This is a genomic window from Burkholderia sp. BCC1996 (assembly GCF_905339955.1).
In the GTDB taxonomy this organism is placed as follows: Bacteria; Pseudomonadota; Gammaproteobacteria; order Burkholderiales; family Burkholderiaceae; genus Burkholderia.
The window spans coordinates 43983-60800 of the sequence record NZ_CAJPHM010000011.1 but is presented as its reverse complement, the minus strand read 5'-3'; the positions used below and the strand labels follow the sequence as shown (position 1 = coordinate 60800).

Annotated in this window: 15 protein-coding genes; 11 read left to right on the top strand and 4 right to left on the bottom strand. The window is 68.5% G+C overall.

What is annotated here, in order from left to right; translation table 11 throughout:
• Nucleotides 1-41 precede the first annotated feature (41 nt).
• Entirely contained in the window at nt 42-698 is a 657-nt protein-coding gene (locus U4Z64_RS17760) for a GntR family transcriptional regulator (RefSeq protein WP_321809952.1), read from the top strand.
• Nucleotides 699-752: 54 nt separating this feature from the next.
• Here the strand turns inward: U4Z64_RS17760 and U4Z64_RS17755 are convergent, their stop codons facing one another.
• Together U4Z64_RS17755 and U4Z64_RS17750 are read right to left on the bottom strand one after the other, a co-directional pair.
• Complete coding sequence (locus U4Z64_RS17755) at nt 753-893, bottom strand: hypothetical protein (RefSeq protein WP_321798052.1); 141 nt, start codon at nt 891-893, stop codon at nt 753-755.
• An 8-nt stretch (nt 894-901) separates the two neighbouring features.
• The gene (locus tag U4Z64_RS17750; RefSeq protein ID WP_321809953.1) at nt 902-1960 is read right to left on the bottom strand and encodes a LacI family DNA-binding transcriptional regulator; all 1059 of its coding nucleotides are present in this window, start codon (nt 1958-1960) and stop codon (nt 902-904) included.
• A 190-nt stretch (nt 1961-2150) separates the two neighbouring features.
• On the opposite strand from U4Z64_RS17750, the gene U4Z64_RS17745 reads away from it, so the two are divergent.
• From U4Z64_RS17745 to U4Z64_RS17725, 5 genes are all read left to right on the top strand, one after another.
• A complete protein-coding gene (locus U4Z64_RS17745; protein ID WP_321809954.1) occupies nt 2151-3299 on the top strand; it encodes a sn-glycerol-3-phosphate ABC transporter ATP-binding protein UgpC in 1149 nt (382 codons plus the stop codon).
• A 9-nt stretch (nt 3300-3308) separates the two neighbouring features.
• Nucleotides 3309-5303, top strand: a complete 1995-nt coding sequence (locus tag U4Z64_RS17740) for a beta-galactosidase (protein ID WP_321809955.1) — start codon at nt 3309-3311, stop codon at nt 5301-5303.
• Nucleotides 5304-5379: 76 nt separating this feature from the next.
• Nucleotides 5380-6639, top strand: a complete 1260-nt coding sequence (locus U4Z64_RS17735) for an ABC transporter substrate-binding protein (RefSeq protein WP_044847392.1) — start codon at nt 5380-5382, stop codon at nt 6637-6639.
• A 54-nt stretch (nt 6640-6693) separates the two neighbouring features.
• On the top strand, nt 6694-7662 hold the full coding sequence (locus U4Z64_RS17730) for a sugar ABC transporter permease (RefSeq protein WP_321809956.1): 969 nt from the start codon (nt 6694-6696) through the stop codon (nt 7660-7662).
• A 26-nt stretch (nt 7663-7688) separates the two neighbouring features.
• Nucleotides 7689-8540 carry a carbohydrate ABC transporter permease gene (locus U4Z64_RS17725; protein WP_039318652.1) on the top strand — a complete coding sequence of 284 codons (852 nt, stop codon included), beginning with the start codon at nt 7689-7691 and terminating at the stop codon, nt 8538-8540.
• Nucleotides 8541-8789: 249 nt separating this feature from the next.
• Here U4Z64_RS17725 and glcC read toward each other — a convergent pair whose 3' ends face one another.
• On the bottom strand, nt 8790-9560 hold the full coding sequence (glcC, locus tag U4Z64_RS17720) for a transcriptional regulator GlcC (protein ID WP_044848878.1): 771 nt from the start codon (nt 9558-9560) through the stop codon (nt 8790-8792).
• A 231-nt stretch (nt 9561-9791) separates the two neighbouring features.
• Here glcC and glcD point away from each other — a divergent pair, with 231 nt between their 5' ends.
• Genes glcD through U4Z64_RS17695 form a run of 5 tightly spaced genes read left to right on the top strand, consistent with a single transcriptional unit; the run spans nt 9792 to nt 16275 of the window.
• On the top strand, nt 9792-11291 hold the full coding sequence (gene glcD / locus U4Z64_RS17715; protein ID WP_321809957.1) for a glycolate oxidase subunit GlcD: 1500 nt from the start codon (nt 9792-9794) through the stop codon (nt 11289-11291).
• Nucleotides 11291-12373, top strand: coding sequence for a glycolate oxidase subunit GlcE (gene glcE, locus U4Z64_RS17710; protein ID WP_321809958.1), 1083 nt, complete (start codon nt 11291-11293; stop codon nt 12371-12373). The genes glcD and glcE overlap by 1 nt, the downstream gene beginning before the upstream one ends.
• Nucleotides 12374-12399: 26 nt before the next feature.
• Entirely contained in the window at nt 12400-13620 is a 1221-nt protein-coding gene (gene glcF, locus U4Z64_RS17705; RefSeq protein ID WP_321809959.1) for a glycolate oxidase subunit GlcF, read from the top strand.
• A gap of 31 nt (nt 13621-13651) precedes the next feature.
• A complete protein-coding gene (locus U4Z64_RS17700; RefSeq protein ID WP_044848880.1) occupies nt 13652-14056 on the top strand; it encodes a GlcG/HbpS family heme-binding protein in 405 nt (134 codons plus the stop codon).
• Nucleotides 14057-14100: 44 nt separating this feature from the next.
• Nucleotides 14101-16275 (top strand): malate synthase G, encoded by a 2175-nt coding sequence (locus U4Z64_RS17695; RefSeq protein ID WP_257772815.1) that lies wholly within the window; start codon nt 14101-14103, stop codon nt 16273-16275.
• A 51-nt stretch (nt 16276-16326) separates the two neighbouring features.
• On the opposite strand, the gene U4Z64_RS17690 is transcribed toward U4Z64_RS17695, so the two are convergent.
• Nucleotides 16327-16809: a hypothetical protein gene (locus U4Z64_RS17690; RefSeq protein WP_321820585.1), complete on the bottom strand. Its 483-nt coding sequence runs from the start codon at nt 16807-16809 to the stop codon at nt 16327-16329.
• Between the last annotated feature and the right edge of the window lie 9 nt (nt 16810-16818).

Sequence of the window (16818 nt, the reverse complement as noted above, 5' to 3'; positions counted from 1 at the left end):
GGTTTGGTATACCATTATTCCAAAATGAGGAGCGCAGGAACATGGAAGCCAGACTCGATTCGACGGCGGACGCGGTGGCTGCATCGTTGCGGGAGATGATCATCAACGGCGAGTTGCAGGCAGGCGAGCGGCTCGTCGAGCGCGACCTCGCCGAACGCTTCGGCATCAGCCGGATTCCGATGCGCGAGGCGATCCAGCGCCTCGAACGCGAAGGATTACTGGATATATTCAGGAATCGCGGCGCGGTCGTGCGGATGCTGAGCGCATCCGACGTGCAGGAGATCTACGACATGCGCACGCTGCTCGAAGGCGACGCGATCTACCGCAGCGTGAAGCGGCTCGACGACGAAACACTCGCGCGCGCCGAACTCGTGCACAGGCTGCTCGGCGAATCGAACGTGCCGCGCCGGCAAGGCGAGCTGAACCGCGAATTCCATGCGCTGCTGTATTCATGCTGCGGCAACGAGCGGCAGTTGAAGGCGATCGCGGAGCTGCGCAGCCAGGTCGAGCGCTACGAGCGACTTCAGACAACGTTGCTCGCGGATACGCCGTCATTCCAGGTCGAGCATGAAGAAATCCTGCACGCGTGCCGCGAACGCAACGCACGTGGCGCGCGCGCGATGACGGTCGCGCACCTCGATTCGGCCCGGCGCATCGTGATGCGGCTCGTCGAGGACGATCTGCGCCTTGGGGCGTGATCGCGCCACTCTTGCGATTCCATCTACCGGCCCGCGGCCGGCCTCTACTCAGGCTTAGCCCGTCGGCTTCGGCTTCGGCTTCGGCTTCGGCTTCGGCTTCGGCTTCGGCTTCGGCTTCGGCTTCGGCTTCGGCTTCGGCTTCGGCTTCGGCTTCGGCTTCGGCTTCGGCTTCGGCTTCGGCTTCGGCTTCGGCAAGCATGACACTACGCGACACGCCCCGCGTGGCCGCCTTCTCCCGCTAAGCCATCGCGCACCGCCCCCGTCGTCCCGCGCACCACCAGCCGCGGCACCGACGCCGTCCGCACGCGCGATGCATCGTCGACCTGACCGCCCGCCTCGCGCAACGCGTTGAGCAGTTTGACCGCGAGCCCCGCGGCCTCGGCGGTCGGAATCGCGACGGTCGTCAACGTAGGACGCGTATCGCTCGCCAGATGAATATCGGTGATGCCGACGATCGACAGATCGTCGGGCACACGCCGGCCGCGATCGGCGGCCGCGTGCAGCGCGCCGATCGCGGGCAGGTCGTTGGTCGCGACCAGCGCGGTCAGCCCGGGATGCGCGTCGAGCAGCCGGCCCGCCGCACGCACACCGCCTTCGATCGAATCGGGCTCGGCCGCGACGATCGACGCGTCGAGCCCCGCATCGCGCATCACGTCGACGAAGCCGTCGTAGCGCGCCGCCTGCACGCCGCTCGCCGAGCCGCCGACGATCACGCCGATCGTCTTGTGCCCGAGTTCGACCAGATGCCGCGTCGCAATCCGCCCCGCCTCGCGAAAATCCACCGCGACGCACGGCAAGCCTTCAGGCGGCGCATCGGGCCGCTCCCACAGACACAGCACGACCGGCACGCCGCGCCGCGCGACGTCGACCAGATCCGGCAGGTGCAGGTTCGCGTTGGTCACGAGAATCCCCTCGGAAATCGTGCCGGCGATCTGGTCGAGATACGCGCGCCCCTGCAACGGATCTTCGTTCGTATTGCAGACGATCAGGAATTGCCCGTTGCGCCGCACCGCGCGCTCGACCGCGAGCGCGAACTCCGGATAGAACGGGTTCGCGATGCTCGACACCATCAGCGCGACCGTCGGCGCGCGCCCTTCCGCCAGCGCCCGCGCGGCCAGATGCGGCCGGTAGCCGAGCGCCTGCACCGCTTCGAGCACCCGCGCGCGGGTGGCTTCGCCGACCCGGCCGCGGTCGCGCAGCACGTTCGAGACCGTCGCGGCCGTCACGCCGGCGCGACGGGCCACTTCATCCAGTGTCGCCATGATTTGCCCACTATATGAAACGTCGATCCAGTATTTGCTTCGCTCACCGAAGCGGCGCACTATCGCCGCACACCCTGCCGCCCGACCGACGGGCGCGACTCGGCCGCGATCGCGATCGGCTCTTTTTTTGATCGCGTTGCTTAAGCGCTTAAGCATCGACGAAGGCGCATTAGAACATGGAGCGGAGACAATGGCGAGCATCTCGATGCGACGCGTGCAGAAAGCCTATGGCGAGCACGCGCCGGTCATTCGCGACGTCGATCTGGAGATCGGCGCGCACGAGTTCTGCGTGTTCCTCGGCCCGTCCGGCTGCGGCAAGTCGACCCTGCTGCGGATGATCGCGGGCCTCGAGGACCTGAGCGACGGCGAGCTGTCGATCGACGGCCGCCGCGTCGACGACGTGCCGGCCGCCGAGCGCGGCGTCGCGATGGTGTTCCAGAGCTACGCGCTGTTTCCGCACATGACGGTCTACGAGAACATGGCGTTCGGGCTGAAGCTCGCGCGCGTGCCGAAGGCCGAGATCGACCGGAAGGTGCGCGACGCCGCGCGGATCCTGCAGCTCGACACGCTGCTCGAGCGCAAGCCGAAGGCGCTGTCCGGCGGCCAGCGGCAGCGCGTCGCGATCGGCCGCGCGATCGTGCGCGAGCCCGGCGTGTTCCTGTTCGACGAGCCGCTGTCGAACCTCGACGCGGCGCTGCGCGGTCAGACCCGCATCGAGATCGCGAAGCTGCACCGGCAGTTCGAGCGCGCGAGCGTCGTCTACGTGACGCACGACCAGACCGAAGCGATGACGCTCGCCGACAAGATCGTGCTGCTGCACGCCGGCGCGGACACCGCGCGGCACGGCAGCATCGCGCAGGTCGGCGCGCCGCTCGACCTCTATCACCATCCGGCGAGCCGCTTCGTCGCCGGCTTCATCGGCTCGCCGCGGATGAACTTCCTGCCGGCCGTCGTCACCGCCTGCGACGCGCGGCGCACGATCGTCACCGTCGTGTTGTCCGGCGAAACCTTCACGCTGCCGCGCGACGGTTCCGCGCTCGCGGTCGGCGCGGCCGTCACGCTCGGTATCCGCCCCGAACACCTGACGCTCGGCGCCGCGCACGACGCGACGACGCTCGCGCGCGACGTCGCGCTCGTCGAACGCCTCGGCGAGCAGACCTACGTGCACCTCGACCAGGCCGGCGGCACGCCGCTGATCGCGAAGGTGCCCGGCGACGCCCCGCTGCGCCGCGGCGAACGCGTGCACGCGCATGCGCCGGCCGCCGCCTGCCATCTCTTCACCGAAGACGGCCGCGCGGTGCCCGCGTGCGCCGACCTTCCCGTCCACCACTACGCATAAGGATCGGGCATGCGCCTCGGAGTCTGTTACTACCCGGAACACTGGCCGGAATCGATGTGGGCCGACGACGCCCGCCGGATGAAGGCCCTCGGCATCGCGCAGGTGCGGATCGCCGAATTCGCATGGAGCCGCATCGAGCCGTCGCCGGGCGAATACGACTGGGGCTGGCTCGACCGCGCGATCGACGTGCTCGGCACGGCCGGCCTCGAGATCGTGATGTGCACGCCGACCGCGACACCGCCGAAATGGCTCGTCGACCGTCACCCCGACATCCTCGCGATCGGCGCGGACGGCCGGCCGCGCAAGTTCGGCTCGCGCCGCCACTACGACTTCTCGTCGCCGACCTATCTGGAAGCGTCGCGCCGCATCTGCACCGCGGTCGCCGAACGCTACGGCCGCCACCCGGCCGTGCGCTACTGGCAGACCGACAACGAGCTCGGCTGCCACCAGACTGTCGTCAGTTACTCGCCCGCCGCGCTCGTGCGTTTTCGCGCATGGCTGCAGGCGCGCTACGGCACGATCGACGCGCTGAACCGTGCGTGGGGCACCGTGTTCTGGAGCATGGAGTACCGGCATTTCGACGAAATCGATGCGCCGGTCGGCACCGTGACCGAAGCGCATCCGTCGCACCGCCTCGACTACCGGCGCTTCGCGTCGGATGAAGTCGCGCGCTATCACCGGATGCAGGTCGACGTGATCCGCGCGCATTCGCCGGGCCGCCCGGTCGCGCACAACTTCATGCAGCTCTTCACCGAGTTCGATCATTACGACGTGGCGCGCGACCTCGACGTCGCGACCTGGGACAGCTATCCGCTCGGCGCGCTCGAGGAGCAATGGTTCGCGCCCGACGTGAAGGCGCGCTGGCTGCGCACCGGCCATCCGGATTTCGCGTCGTTCAATCACGACCTCTATCGCGGCATGTCGAAGCTGCCGTTCTGGGTGATGGAGCAGCAGCCGGGCCCCGTGAACTGGGCGCAGTGGAACCCCGCGCCGCTGCCGGGCATGGTGCGGCTGTGGAGCTGGGAAGCGTTCGCGCACGGCGCCGGCTGCGTGTCGTACTTCCGCTGGCGGCAGGCGCCGTTCGCGCAGGAGCAGATGCATGCGGGCCTGCACACGCCCGACGACCGGCTCGACGAAGGCGGCCGCGAAGCGCAGCGCGTCGCGCAGGAGATCGCCGGCGTGCTCGACGCAGGTGCCGATGCCGACGCGAACGGCGCGGTGCGTGCACCCGTCGCGCTCGTGTTCGACTACGAAGCGAAGTGGCTGTTCGAAGTGCAGCCGCAAGGCGCCGATTTCCACTACCCGCGCTTCGCGTTCGAGTACTACTCGGCGCTGCGTTCGCTCGGCCTCGACGTCGACATCGTATCCGCGCACGCGCCGCTCGACGGCTACCGGCTCGTCGTCGTGCCGCCGCTGCCGGTCGTGCCGGACGACTTCGCGGCACGGCTCGCCGCATCCGGCGCGCATGCGGTGTTCGGCCCACGCACCGGCTCGAAGACCGCCGACCTGCGGATTCCGCCGACGCTGCCGCCCGGCCCGCTCGCGTCGATCCTGCCGGTACGCGTGTGGCGCGTCGAATCGCTGCGGCCGAACGTGACCGAGCGGATCGACGGCACGCTGCGCGACGGCGCGCCGCTCACCGGCGACGCGCGTCACTGGCGCGACCTCGTCGAACTGCGCGACGACGACGCGCGCAGCGTCGTGCGCGCGCGTTTCGCCGACGGTCATCCGGCCTGCGTGTCGCACGGCACGCTGCACTACTGGGCCGCGCTGTTCGACGACGCGACCACCGCGCGCCTGTTCGCCGACGTCGCGGCCGAAGCCGGCCTGACACCGTCGCCGCTCGGCGACGGCGTGCGCGTGAGCCGGCGCGGCGGCCTGACCTACGTATTCAACTACGGCAGCACGCCGCACACGATCGATGCGGTGCCGCCGTCCGCTTTCGTGGTCGGCGCCGCGCAGGTCGAGCCGCAAGGCGTCGCCGTGTATCGAAGCCGTTCGTAGCAGCCGTTCGTAGCAACCGCCCCCGGCGCCGCGATGCGCCGGTCACGCACAACGACAGACAGGAATGGAGACACCCATGACACATCGCCCCCTTCGCGTCGCCGCCCGGCTTGCGACCGCCGCCGCCATCGCGTTCGCTTCGTTCGGCGCCGCGGCGCCGGCCGACGCGGGCACGCTGACGATCAACATCGCGTTCAAGGGCGCCAGCCAGCGCGCGGTCTGGCAGTCGACGATCGAAGCATTCCACAAGGCCCATCCCGACATCGACGTGAAGCCCACCTTCGTCGACGAGGAAGCGTACAAGGTGCAGCTCCCCGCATGGCTCACGACCGTCGCGCCCGACGTCGTGAACTGGCACGCGGGCGAGCGCATGGCGTACTACGCGAAGCGCGGGCTGTTCGAGGACCTGAGCGGCGACTGGAAGAAGAACGGCTGGGACGCGATGTACGCGTCGACGCGCAGCGCATCGTCCTATAACGGCAAGCAGTATGCGGCGCCGACCGTCTATTACTCGTGGGGGCTGTTCTACCGCAAGGACCTGTTCGGCAAGGTCGGCATCGCCGACGAGCCGAAGACCTGGGACCAGTTTCTCGATGCATGCAAGAAGCTGAAGGCGGCCGGCATCACGCCGATCGCGATCGGCGGCCGCGACGCGTGGACGCTCGCCGGCTGGTTCGACTATCTCGACCTGCGCCTGAACGGCAACGCATTCCACCAGCAGCTGATGGCCGGCGACGTGCCGTATACCGATCCACGCGTGAAGAAGGTCTACACGACGTGGAAATCGCTGATCGACTCGGGCTACTTCATCGACAACGCGCTGTCCTACGATCTCGACGGCGCGCAGCCGTTCCTGTTCCAGGGCAAGGCCGCGATGATGCTGATGGGCACCTTCATCGCCGCGGGCTTTCCGCCGAACGTGAAGCAGGAGATGGGCTATTACCGTTTCCCCGTCATCGACCCGAAGGTGCCGACCGCCGAGGACGGCCCGGTCGAATCGCTGCACATCCCGACCAAGGCGAAGAACAAGGCCGACGCGCATACGTTCCTCGCGTTCGTCGAAACGCCCGAGATGGGCGCGAAGCTCGCCGAAGGGCTCGGTTCGCTGTCGGCCAACGGCAAGTCGCCGGAGCCGGCCGATCCGATCTCGCGCATCGGCTTCCGGATCCTCGCCGACACCCGGGGCGGCGTCGCGCAGTTCTACGACCGCGACATGACGAAGGAAATGGCCGACGAAGGGATGAAGGGGATGCAGCAGTTCGTCGCGAATCCCGCGCAGCTCGACACCGTGCTCGCGCAACTCGAACAGACCCGCAAGCGGATCTACAAGAAGTAACCGCGTGACCCCTGCGGCGGCCGAGTGCCGCCGCATCCGCCCAGGAGGCTTGCCGTGTCCAGTCCGATCACGTCCAGACCCGTCGCAACGGCGGCTGCCCCGGCCGCACCGCCCGCCGCCGCGCCGCCGGCCCGCAGCTCGCCTGCCGCGCTGCGCGCGCGCCGCCCGTCGCCGGCCGTGCGGCGACAACGGCGCGCCGCGTGGCTCTTTCTCGCGCCCGCGTGCGCAATGGTTGCCGTCTATGTGATCTGGCCGATCCTGTCGACGCTGTGGCTGAGCCTCTGCAACTGGGACGGGATGACCGAGCGCACGTTCGTCGGTCTCGCGAACTACGCCGAGCTGTTGCAAGCGCCGACGTTCTACACCGCGCTGCGCAACAACGTGATCTGGCTCGCGCTGTTCATGCTCGCGCCGCCGCTCGGCCTCGCGCTCGCGCTGTACCTGAACCAGGCGGTCGCCGGCATCCGGCTCGTGAAGTCGCTGTTCTTCGCGCCGTTCGTGCTGTCCGGCGTGGTCGTCGGCCTGATCTTCTCGTGGTTCTACGATCCGACCTTCGGGCTGCTCGCGCTGATCGCCGGGCACGGCATCCCGGTGCTCGGCGATGCGCGCTATGCGACGTTCGGCATCGTGTTCGCCGCGCTGTGGCCGCAGACCGCGTACTGCATGATCCTGTACCTGACCGGCCTCACGTCGGTGAACCCGGAGCAGATCGAAGCGGCACGGATGGAAGGCGCGCGCGGCTTCGCGCTGCTGTGGCACGTCGTGCTGCCGCAATTGCGGCCGACCACGTTCATGGCGATCGTCGTCACGGTGATCGGCGCGCTGCGCAGCTTCGACCTGATTTCGGTGATGACGGGCGGCGGCCCGTTCGAGAGCTCGACCGTGCTCGCGTATTACATGTACGACCAGGCGATCAAGTATTACCGGCTCGGCTATTCCGCGTCGATCGCGGTCGTGCTGTTCGCGATCATGCTCGTCTACATCATGTTCCAGTTGCGCCGCATGCTGCGCAACGAGCAGTGACCTGACCTTCCGGGGAACCATCCATCATGTTTCCGACACCCGTTGCCCACTGGAAGCCGGTATCGCGCCGGCTGTACAAGCTGTCGCTGCCCGTCGCGCTCGTGATCTGGCTGCTGCCGATGATCGCGGTGTTCGTCACGTCGGTGCGCTCGACCGAGGAGCTGGTCGAAGGTCACTACTGGGGCTGGCCGCGGCACTTCTCGATGATCGAGAACTATCGCGACGCGCTGACCACGTCGCCAATGCTGCATTACTTCTGGAACAGCGTGCAGATCACGGTGCCGTCGGTGCTCGGGTCGATCGCGCTCGCGGCGATGGCTGGGTTCGCGCTGGCGACTTACCGGTTTCGCGGGAATGCCGCGCTGTTCGGGACGTTCGTCGCGGGGAATTTCGTGCCGGTGCAGGTACTGATGATTCCGGTTCGCGACCTGTCGCTCAGGCTCGGGGTGTTCAATACGGTCGAGGCGCTGATTCTGTTTCACGTCGCGTTTCAGACGGGGTTCTGTACGCTGTTTCTGCGGAACTTCATCAAGCAGCTGCCGTTCGAGCTGATCGAGGCGGCGCGGATCGAAGGCGCGGGAGAGTGGACGGTGTTCTGGCGGATCGTGTTGCCGTTGATCCGGCCGGCGCTGGCCGCGCTCGCGATTCTCGTGTTTACGTTCGTGTGGAACGATTACTTCTGGGCGCTGTGTCTCACGCAAGGTGACGAGGCCGCGCCGATTACCGCGGGTGTGGCGGCGCTGAAGGGGCAATGGACGACTTCCTGGAACCTTGTTTCGGCCGGGTCGATTCTCGCAGCGTTGCCGTCGGTCGCGATGTTCTTCGCGATGCAGAAGCATTTCGTCGCGGGGCTCACGTTTGGGGCGACGAAAGGTTGAACTCGCCCTGACCGCCGATTGCGGATTCGCATCTCCCCCTCTTCATCGAGAGGATTGCCCGCTTCGGCGGGCTTTTTTGCGCGTTTCGGGTACGAACTACACCCCAATTTCGCCCGATTCAACCGCCTGAGCGCATGTCGCGCAGCGGCTAAACAGGCCGTGTCGGGCCACGCATCGAATAGGCCGCATCGTCAACTCAACATGCTTGACACACGTCCTGACGTCATCGGCCACGCTGGTTCAAGTGACTCAAGTCCACCCTTCGAGCCGCAACGTCGAGCGCACGAGCCGCTGCTCCTCCTCTTCGATCTCGCGCAGATACTCGACGCACTGCCGGATATGCTCGCTCGCCGCCTTGCGGGCCTGGTCGGGCAACCGTCCCGTCACCGCGTTGTAGAGCCGCGCGTGCTGGCGGTCGATCTGCTTCTTCAGCGGCTCGCGATGATAGAGGTTGTTCACCGACGCGAACACGGAGCTGAGCAGCAGGTCGGTCAGCGACTGCAGCGTGTTGACCAGCACCGGATTGTGCGACGCCTCGCAGATCGCGAGATGGAACGCATGGTCGAGCTTCGCGCGCGCGGCCGGATCGAGATCCTGCGCATCGGCCGCCGTCATCTCCTCATAGCGGCGCTTGATCAGGATGAAGTCGGCGGGCGTGCCGCGCAGCGCGGCGAGCCGCGCGGCTTCGGTCTCGAGCATGCCGCGCACCTCGAACAGGTCGTACAGCGTGCGCGGCTGCGAGCCGAGCAGATGCATCATCGGCGAGACTTCGCGCTGCGGGGTCAGGCTCGCGACGAACGAGCCCTTGCCGTGCGTCGTGTCGATGATCCCGCGCGCGCGCAGCAGCTTCATCCCTTCGCGCACGGCCGTGCGCGACACGCCGAGCTTCTCGGTCAGCCGACGTTCGGACGGCAGCGCCTGCCCGGCCTTCAACACGCCGTCGACGATCAGCTGCTCGATCCGCTCGGCGACGACATCGGCGACATTGCGCGCCGGCGCTTGTCGATTCTGCATTTCCATACTGGTATGACCACTTCGGAAGGATGTCGCCGATTTTCGCACAAACCCTTGTGCTGATTGCGTTTTACGTCACATCCAGCCGCCCCTCAAAGGCACTCGAACAAAAACTGGTATGACCACGGCGGCGGCATCTGGACACGCCCCCGCGGCCCGCCAAGAATGCCGTCCATCGGCGTGCCGCGCGTCCCGCGGACGCCTGCACGATGAAGATGGTGGAGACGGAGACACACGATGAGTTTCACCTACGACGAACGGATCGACGGCCCGCTGGCGACCGTCGACCGCGACACGCTCGTCGCCGCGCTCGGCGCGGCGGCGCCCGGCCTCGACGTGCTGCACGAGCGCGAGGCGCTGAAGCCGTTCGAATGCGACGGCCTCGCCGCGTACCGCACGGTGCCGCTTGCGGTCGTGCTGCCCGACACGGTCGAGCAGGTGCGCGCGGTGCTCCGCGTCGCGGCCGCGCACGGCGTGCCGGTCGTCGCGCGCGGCGCGGGCACCGGGCTGTCGGGCGGCGCGATGCCGCTCGAAAAAGGCATCCTGCTCGTGATGTCGAAGTTCAACCGGATCCTGGAAATCGACGCCGACGCCGGCATCGCGCGCGTGCAGCCGGGCGTGCGCAACCTCGCGATCTCGCAGGCCGCGGCACCCTACGGCCTCTACTACGCGCCCGATCCGTCGTCGCAGATCGCCTGCTCGATCGGCGGCAACGTCGCCGAAAACGCGGGCGGCGTGCACTGCCTGAAATACGGGCTGACGGTGCACAACATCCTGAAGGTCGAGATCCTGACGATCGACGGCGACACGCTGACGCTCGGCGCCGACGCGCTCGACGCGCCCGGCTTCGACCTGCTCGCGCTGTTCACCGGCTCCGAGGGGATGCTCGGCATCGTCACCGAGGTGACGGTGAAGCTGCTGCCGAAACCGTCGAGCGTGAAGGTGCTGATGGCGAGCTTCGACGACGTGGCCGAAGCCGGCGCGGCGGTCGCGCGGATCATCGGCGCGGGCGTGATCCCCGGCGGGCTCGAGATGATGGACAACCTCGCGATCCGCGCGGCCGAGGACTTCATCCACGCCGGCTACCCGGTCGACGCGCAGGCGATCCTGCTGTGCGAACTCGACGGCGCCGCGACCGATGTCGACGAAGACGCCGAACGCGTGGCCGCGCTGCTGCGCGACGCGGGCGCGTCGGAGATCCGCGTCGCGCGCGACGAAGCGGAGCGGCAACGCTTCTGGGCCGGCCGCAAGAACGCGTTCCCGGCGGTCGGCCGCATGTCGCCCGACTACTACTGCATGGACGGCACGATCCCGCGCCGCGAGCTGCCGCGCGTGCTCGAAGGGATCGCCGCGCTGTCCGCGCAATACGCGCTGCCGGTCGCGAACGTGTTCCATGCGGGCGACGGCAACATGCATCCGCTGATCCTGTTCGACGCGAACCGTTCCGGCGAGCTCGACCGCGCGGAAGCGCTCGGCGGCAAGATCCTCGAACTGTGCGTCGCGGCAGGCGGCAGCATCACCGGCGAACACGGTGTCGGGCGCGAGAAGATCAACCAGATGTGCGTGCAGTTCAACGCCGACGAAATCACGTTCTTCCACGCGGTGAAGGCCGCGTTCGATCCGCAGCGCCTGCTCAACCCCGGCAAGAACATCCCGACGCTGCACCGCTGCGCCGAGTTCGGCGCGATGCACGTCCATCACGGCAAGCTGCCGTTTCCCGAACTGGAGCGCTTCTGATGCGACGCGAACGCGAACCCGAATCGATCGACGACAGCGCGGCGCTCGTCGCGCAGGTCGACGCCGCGATCCACGCGCGCCAGCCGCTGCACATCCGCGGCGCGGGCACGAAGGCGTTCGTCGGCCGCGCGGTCGAAGGCCGCACGCTCGACGTGCGCACGCACCGCGGCATCGTCGCGTACGACCCGACCGAACTCGTCATCACCGCACGCGCGGGCACGCCGCTCGCCGAACTGGAAGCGATGCTCGACGCGGCCGGCCAGATGCTGCCGTGCGAGCCGCCCACGTTCGGCGGCACGGCGACGGTCGGCGGCATGTTCGCGGCGGCGCTGTCGGGGCCGCGCCGCCCGTGGGCCGGCGCGGTGCGCGACTTCGTGCTCGGCTGTCGCGTGATCACCGGCCACGCGAAGCACCTGCGCTTCGGCGGCGAGGTGATGAAGAACGTCGCGGGCTACGACGTGTCGCGGCTGCTCGCGGGCAGTTTCGGCTGTCTCGGCGTCGTGACGGAGGTATCGCTGAAGGTGCTGCCGAAGCCGCGTGCGACCGGCGATCTCGCGCTGACGCTCGCTGCCGGCGAAGCCGTGCAGCGCGTCGCGGCATGGCGTCGCGCGGGGCTGCCGCTCGCGGGTGCCTGCCACGCGGACGGCGTGCTGCGCGTGCGGCTCGAAGGCGGCGAGGGCTCGGTGAAGGCCGCGCGCGACACGATCGGCGGCGAGCGGATGGACGATCGCGACGACGGGTTCTGGGCGCGGCTGCGCGACCTGTCGCTGCCGTTCTTCGACAGTCCGCGCGCGCTGTGGCGCGTATCGGTGCCGGCGGCCGCGCCGCTCGATGCGCTGCCCGGCGCGCTGCTCGTCGACTGGGGCGGCGCGCAGCGCTGGCTGAAAAGCGACGCCGCGCCGGCCGACGTGCAGCACTTCGCCGCGCAGTGGGGCGGCCACGCGACCTGCTTCACGCCCGGCACGACGCCCGAACCGTTCCAGCCGCTGCCGCCCGCGCTGCTGCGCGTGCATCGACAGCTGAAGGCGCAGCTCGATCCGCATGCGATCTTCAATCCCGGCCGCCAGTACGCGAACGTCTGACGCCAACCCGACTTCGAACCGCCGATATGCAAACCAATCTCAGCGAAGCCAGCAAGGCCCTCGACCGGGCCGACGAAGCGGAAGCGATCCTGCGCGCGTGCGTGCACTGCGGCTTCTGCAATGCGACCTGCCCGACCTATCAAGTGCTCGGCAACGAGCTCGACGGGCCGCGCGGACGCATCTACCTGATCAAGCAAATGCTCGAAGGCGAGCCGTGCGGCGAGCGCACGCAGCAGCATCTCGACCGCTGCCTGACCTGCCGCAACTGCGAGACGACCTGCCCGTCCGGCGTGCGCTATCACACGCTGCTCGACATCGGCCGCGCGGAAGCCGAGAAGCGCGCGCGGCGGCCTGCGCGCGAGCGCCTGCTGCGCGCGGGCCTGCGTCACGTGGTGCCGCGGCCGGCAACCTTCGCCGCGCTGCTGAGGGCCGGCCGCGCGCTGCGCCCGCTGCTGCCCGGCACGCTGCAGGACAACATTCCGGCCGCCGTGCCCGCCGCCACGCCGCGCCCGCCGGTACGCCATGCGCGGCGCGTGCTGATGCTGGAAGGCTGCGTGCAGCCTTCGCTGTCGCCGAACACGAACGCGGCCGCCGCGCGCGTGCTCGACCGCCTCGGCATCAGCGTGACGCCCGCGCGCGAAGCCGGCTGCTGCGGCGCGACCGAATATCACCTGAACGCGCAGGATGCCGGGCTCGCGCGCGCGCGCCGCAACATCGACGCGTGGTGGCCTGCGATCGAAGCCGGCGCGGAGGCGATCGTGCTGACGGCGAGCGGCTGCGGCGCGTTCGTGAAGGAATACGGCGACCTGCTGCGCTCCGACCCCGTCTATGCGGACAAGGCGCGGCGCGTCAGCGCGCTCGCGCGCGACCTCGCGGAAGTGATCGCGGCCGAGCCGCTCGACGCGCTGGCCGAGTCGACGCGACGCCGCGTCGCGGTCCACTGCCCGTGCACGCTGCAGCACGCGCAGCGGCTCGGCGGCGCGGTCGAAAGCATCCTGACGCGGCTCGGCTTCGATCTGACGAATGTCGCCGACGGCCATCTCTGCTGCGGCTCGGCCGGCACCTATGCGCTGACGCAGCCCGAACTCGCGGCCAGGCTGCGCGACAACAAGCTCGACGCGCTCGAAGCCGCGCGGCCGGACCTGATTGTCACGGCCAACGTCGGCTGCCAGACTCACCTGAACGGCGCGGGCCGCACGCGCGTGCGCCACTGGATCGAGCTCGTCGACGACCGACGGGTCGACTGATTCCACCGACCGCTGATTCCGGAGGAACATGATGCAAACCAAACCCGAACTCCAGCTCGCCGACGCCGAACGCATGCTCGCGGCCGCCCGCGTGGAAGCCGCACGGCACGGCTGGGCCGTATCGATCGCCATCGTCGACGACGGCGGCCACCTGCTCGCGTTCGCGCGCCTGGACGGCGCATCGCCGGCCAGCGCCGTCATCGCGCAGGACAAGGCGCGTGCGGCGGCGCTCGGCCGGCGCGAGACGAAAGCGTATGAGGATATGATCAACGGTGGCCGCACCGCGTTTCTCAGCGTGCCGCTGACGGGCTTGCTCGAAGGCGGCGTGCCGGTAGCGTTCGACGGCCGGATTGCGGGCGCGATCGGCGTGTCTGGCGTAAAGTCCGAGCAGGACGCGCTGATCGCCCGCGCCGGCGTACAAAGCGTCGCGACATGAGTCAGCCAAGCCGCGCGCGAATTTTTTCCCCGGGAGGAATCACGATGATCGACCAAGCAGGACTGCAAGTCGCGCCAGCGCTGAGCCAGTTCATTGAAAACGAAGCACTGCCGGGCACCGGTATCGACAAGGCCGCGTTCTGGAGCGGTTTCTCGGCCCTGGTACACGACCTCGCGCCGCGCAACCGCGAGCTGCTCGCGGAACGCGACCGCCTGCAGCAGGAACTCGACACGTGGCATCGCGCGCACCCTGGCCCGGTGCGTGACCATGCCGCGTTTCGCGCATTTCTCGAACAGATCGGCTACCTCGTGCCGGTCCCGTCGAATGTCGCGGCAGCCACCGCGAACGTCGACAGCGAGATCGCGACGCAGGCCGGCCCGCAGCTCGTCGTGCCGCTGTCGAACGCGCGCTATGCGCTGAACGCCGCGAACGCACGCTGGGGCAGCCTGTACGACGCGCTGTACGGCACCGATGCGCTGCCGGAAGACGGCGGCGCCGAGCGCACCACGGCATACAACCCGACGCGCGGCCAGCGCGTGATCGACTACGCGCGCGGCGTGCTCGACAACGCGGCGCCGCTCGCGAGCGGCTCGCACCGCGACGCGCTGCGCTATCGCGTGGAAGACGGCCAGCTCGCCGTCGAAACCGGCAAGGGCGTCGTGCACCTCGCGCAGCCGGCGCAGTTCGTCGGCTACCAGGGCGCGGCCGGCGCGCCGTCCGCGATCCTGCTGAAGCACAACGGCCTGCACCTCGAGATCCAGATCGACGCGTCGACCCCCATCGGCCGCGCCGATCTCGCGAACGTGAAGGACGTCGTGCTCGAAGCCGCGGTCAGCACGATCATCGACTGCGAGGATTCGGTCGCGGCGGTCGACGCCGACGACAAGGTCCAGCTCTACCGCAACTGGCTCGGCCTGATGCAGGGCACGCTGGTCGAGGAGGTCGCGAAGGGCGGCAAGACCTTCACGCGCCGCCTGAACGCCGATCGCGAGTACACCACGCCGGCCGGCGGCACGCTGGTGCTCCACGGCCGCTCGCTGCTGTTCGTGCGCAACGTCGGCCACCTGATGACCAACGGCGCGGTGCTGGACCGCGACGGCAACGAGATTCCGGAAGGCATCCTCGACGGTGTCGTCACGACGCTGTGCGCGCTGCACGACCTGAAGGCCAAGCGCAACTCGCGCACCGGCTCGATCTACATCGTGAAGCCGAAGATGCACGGCCCGGTCGAAGTCGCGTTCGCCGACACGCTGTTCGCGCGCATCGAGGATCTGTACGGCCTGCCGCGCAACACGCTGAAGATGGGCATCATGGACGAGGAGCGCCGCACCAGCGTGAACCTCGCCGCCTGTATCGCGGCGGCGGCCGCGCGCGTCGCGTTCATCAACACCGGCTTCCTCGACCGCACCGGCGACGAGATGCACACCGCGATGGAAGCGGGCCCGATGATCCGCAAGGGCGACATGAAGTCGTCGGCGTGGATCCAGGCGTACGAGCGCAACAACGTGCTCGCGGGCCTGTCGGCCGGCCTGCGCGGCCGCGCGCAGATCGGCAAGGGCATGTGGGCGATGCCGGACCTGATGCACGCGATGCTCGAGCAGAAGATCGCGCATCCGCGCGCCGGCGCGAACACCGCGTGGGTGCCGTCGCCGACCGCCGCGACGCTGCACGCGCTGCACTACCACCTCGTCGACGTGCAGGCCATCCAGCAGGAACTCGAGAAGACGCCGTACGCAAGCGAGCGCGACACGCTGCTCGAAGGGCTGCTGACCGTGCCGGTCGTCGAGCGCGCCGCGTGGAGCGAGAGCGAAATCCTGAGCGAGGTCGAGAACAACGCGCAGGGCATTCTCGGCTACGTCGTGCGCTGGGTCGAACAGGGTGTCGGCTGCTCGAAGGTGCCGGACATCCACGACGTCGGCCTGATGGAAGACCGCGCGACGCTGCGCATCTCGAGCCAGCACATCGCGAACTGGCTGCGCCACGGCGTGATCACCGAGGCCTTCGTGCTCGACGTGTTCAAGCGGATGGCGCGCGTCGTCGACCAGCAGAACGCCGGCGACCCGAACTATCGCCCGATGGCGCCCGGCTACGACCAGTCGACCGCGTTCAAGGCCGCATGCGCACTGGCGCTGCAGGGCACGTCGCAGCCGAGCGGTTATACCGAGCCGCTGCTGCATCGGTTCCGGCTCGCGTACAAGGCGCAACAGCACGGCGCGTAAGCCTTCGCATGCGGGCTTTCCCGCATGCGGTTTTCACGAAGCGGGCAGCCATTACGGCTGCCCGTTTTTACATTCGAATTCATGCAACCGCTGAAACGGATAATCGATCCGAATCGCACGATTTAAGGTTCCGCGTCCGCCTGCCGTTAAAGCATGTAAATCGGCGACGGCGGTATGCGCGCTGCCCCCTCCTGGCGCAAAGCCTTGCGCTGCAACGTTCCGCACGCGACTGGCAAGTCTCTGCCAGGACGACAATTTGATCCGGATCAACGGCCCGCAACATTTTCCGCGTGCACGAATGCGCGCGTTATACTCGGACCAATCCGCGCCGCCCGATTCGTCGGATCGTCGAATCGCGGCAATTCTTGCCGGTCGGCAGGTGATGCAGCGGTTTATCAGGCCGCCATCGCCGATCATCGGCACCGTGTTCCAGGTCGGTCGGGCGGAATGCGCACCGGGGGGTGCATTCCGGATCATCGCCGGCAAATCATACGAACAATCGCATCGGCCTGCCGCCCCGGCGACGATGCCCATCGATCCACG

Bases quoted from the DNA above. Each gene is read 5' to 3' on its own strand.
- U4Z64_RS17745 (WP_321809954.1), top strand. From the start codon at position 2,151: ATGGCGAGCATCTCGATGCGACGCGTGCAGAAAGCCTATGGCGAGCAC.
- U4Z64_RS17740 (WP_321809955.1), top strand. From the start codon at position 3,309: ATGCGCCTCGGAGTCTGTTACTACCCGGAACACTGGCCGGAATCGATG.
- U4Z64_RS17760 (WP_321809952.1), top strand. From the start codon at position 42: ATGGAAGCCAGACTCGATTCGACGGCGGACGCGGTGGCTGCATCGTTG.
- U4Z64_RS17735 (WP_044847392.1), top strand. From the start codon at position 5,380: ATGACACATCGCCCCCTTCGCGTCGCCGCCCGGCTTGCGACCGCCGCC.
- glcD (WP_321809957.1), top strand. From the start codon at position 9,792: ATGAGTTTCACCTACGACGAACGGATCGACGGCCCGCTGGCGACCGTC.
- U4Z64_RS17750 (WP_321809953.1), bottom strand. From the start codon at position 1,960: ATGGCGACACTGGATGAAGTGGCCCGTCGCGCCGGCGTGACGGCCGCG.
- U4Z64_RS17700 (WP_044848880.1), top strand. From the start codon at position 13,652: ATGCAAACCAAACCCGAACTCCAGCTCGCCGACGCCGAACGCATGCTC.
- U4Z64_RS17690 (WP_321820585.1), bottom strand. From the start codon at position 16,809: ATGGGCATCGTCGCCGGGGCGGCAGGCCGATGCGATTGTTCGTATGAT.
- glcE (WP_321809958.1), top strand. From the start codon at position 11,291: ATGCGACGCGAACGCGAACCCGAATCGATCGACGACAGCGCGGCGCTC.
- glcF (WP_321809959.1), top strand. From the start codon at position 12,400: ATGCAAACCAATCTCAGCGAAGCCAGCAAGGCCCTCGACCGGGCCGAC.
- U4Z64_RS17695 (WP_257772815.1), top strand. From the start codon at position 14,101: ATGATCGACCAAGCAGGACTGCAAGTCGCGCCAGCGCTGAGCCAGTTC.
- glcC (WP_044848878.1), bottom strand. From the start codon at position 9,560: ATGGAAATGCAGAATCGACAAGCGCCGGCGCGCAATGTCGCCGATGTC.
- U4Z64_RS17725 (WP_039318652.1), top strand. From the start codon at position 7,689: ATGTTTCCGACACCCGTTGCCCACTGGAAGCCGGTATCGCGCCGGCTG.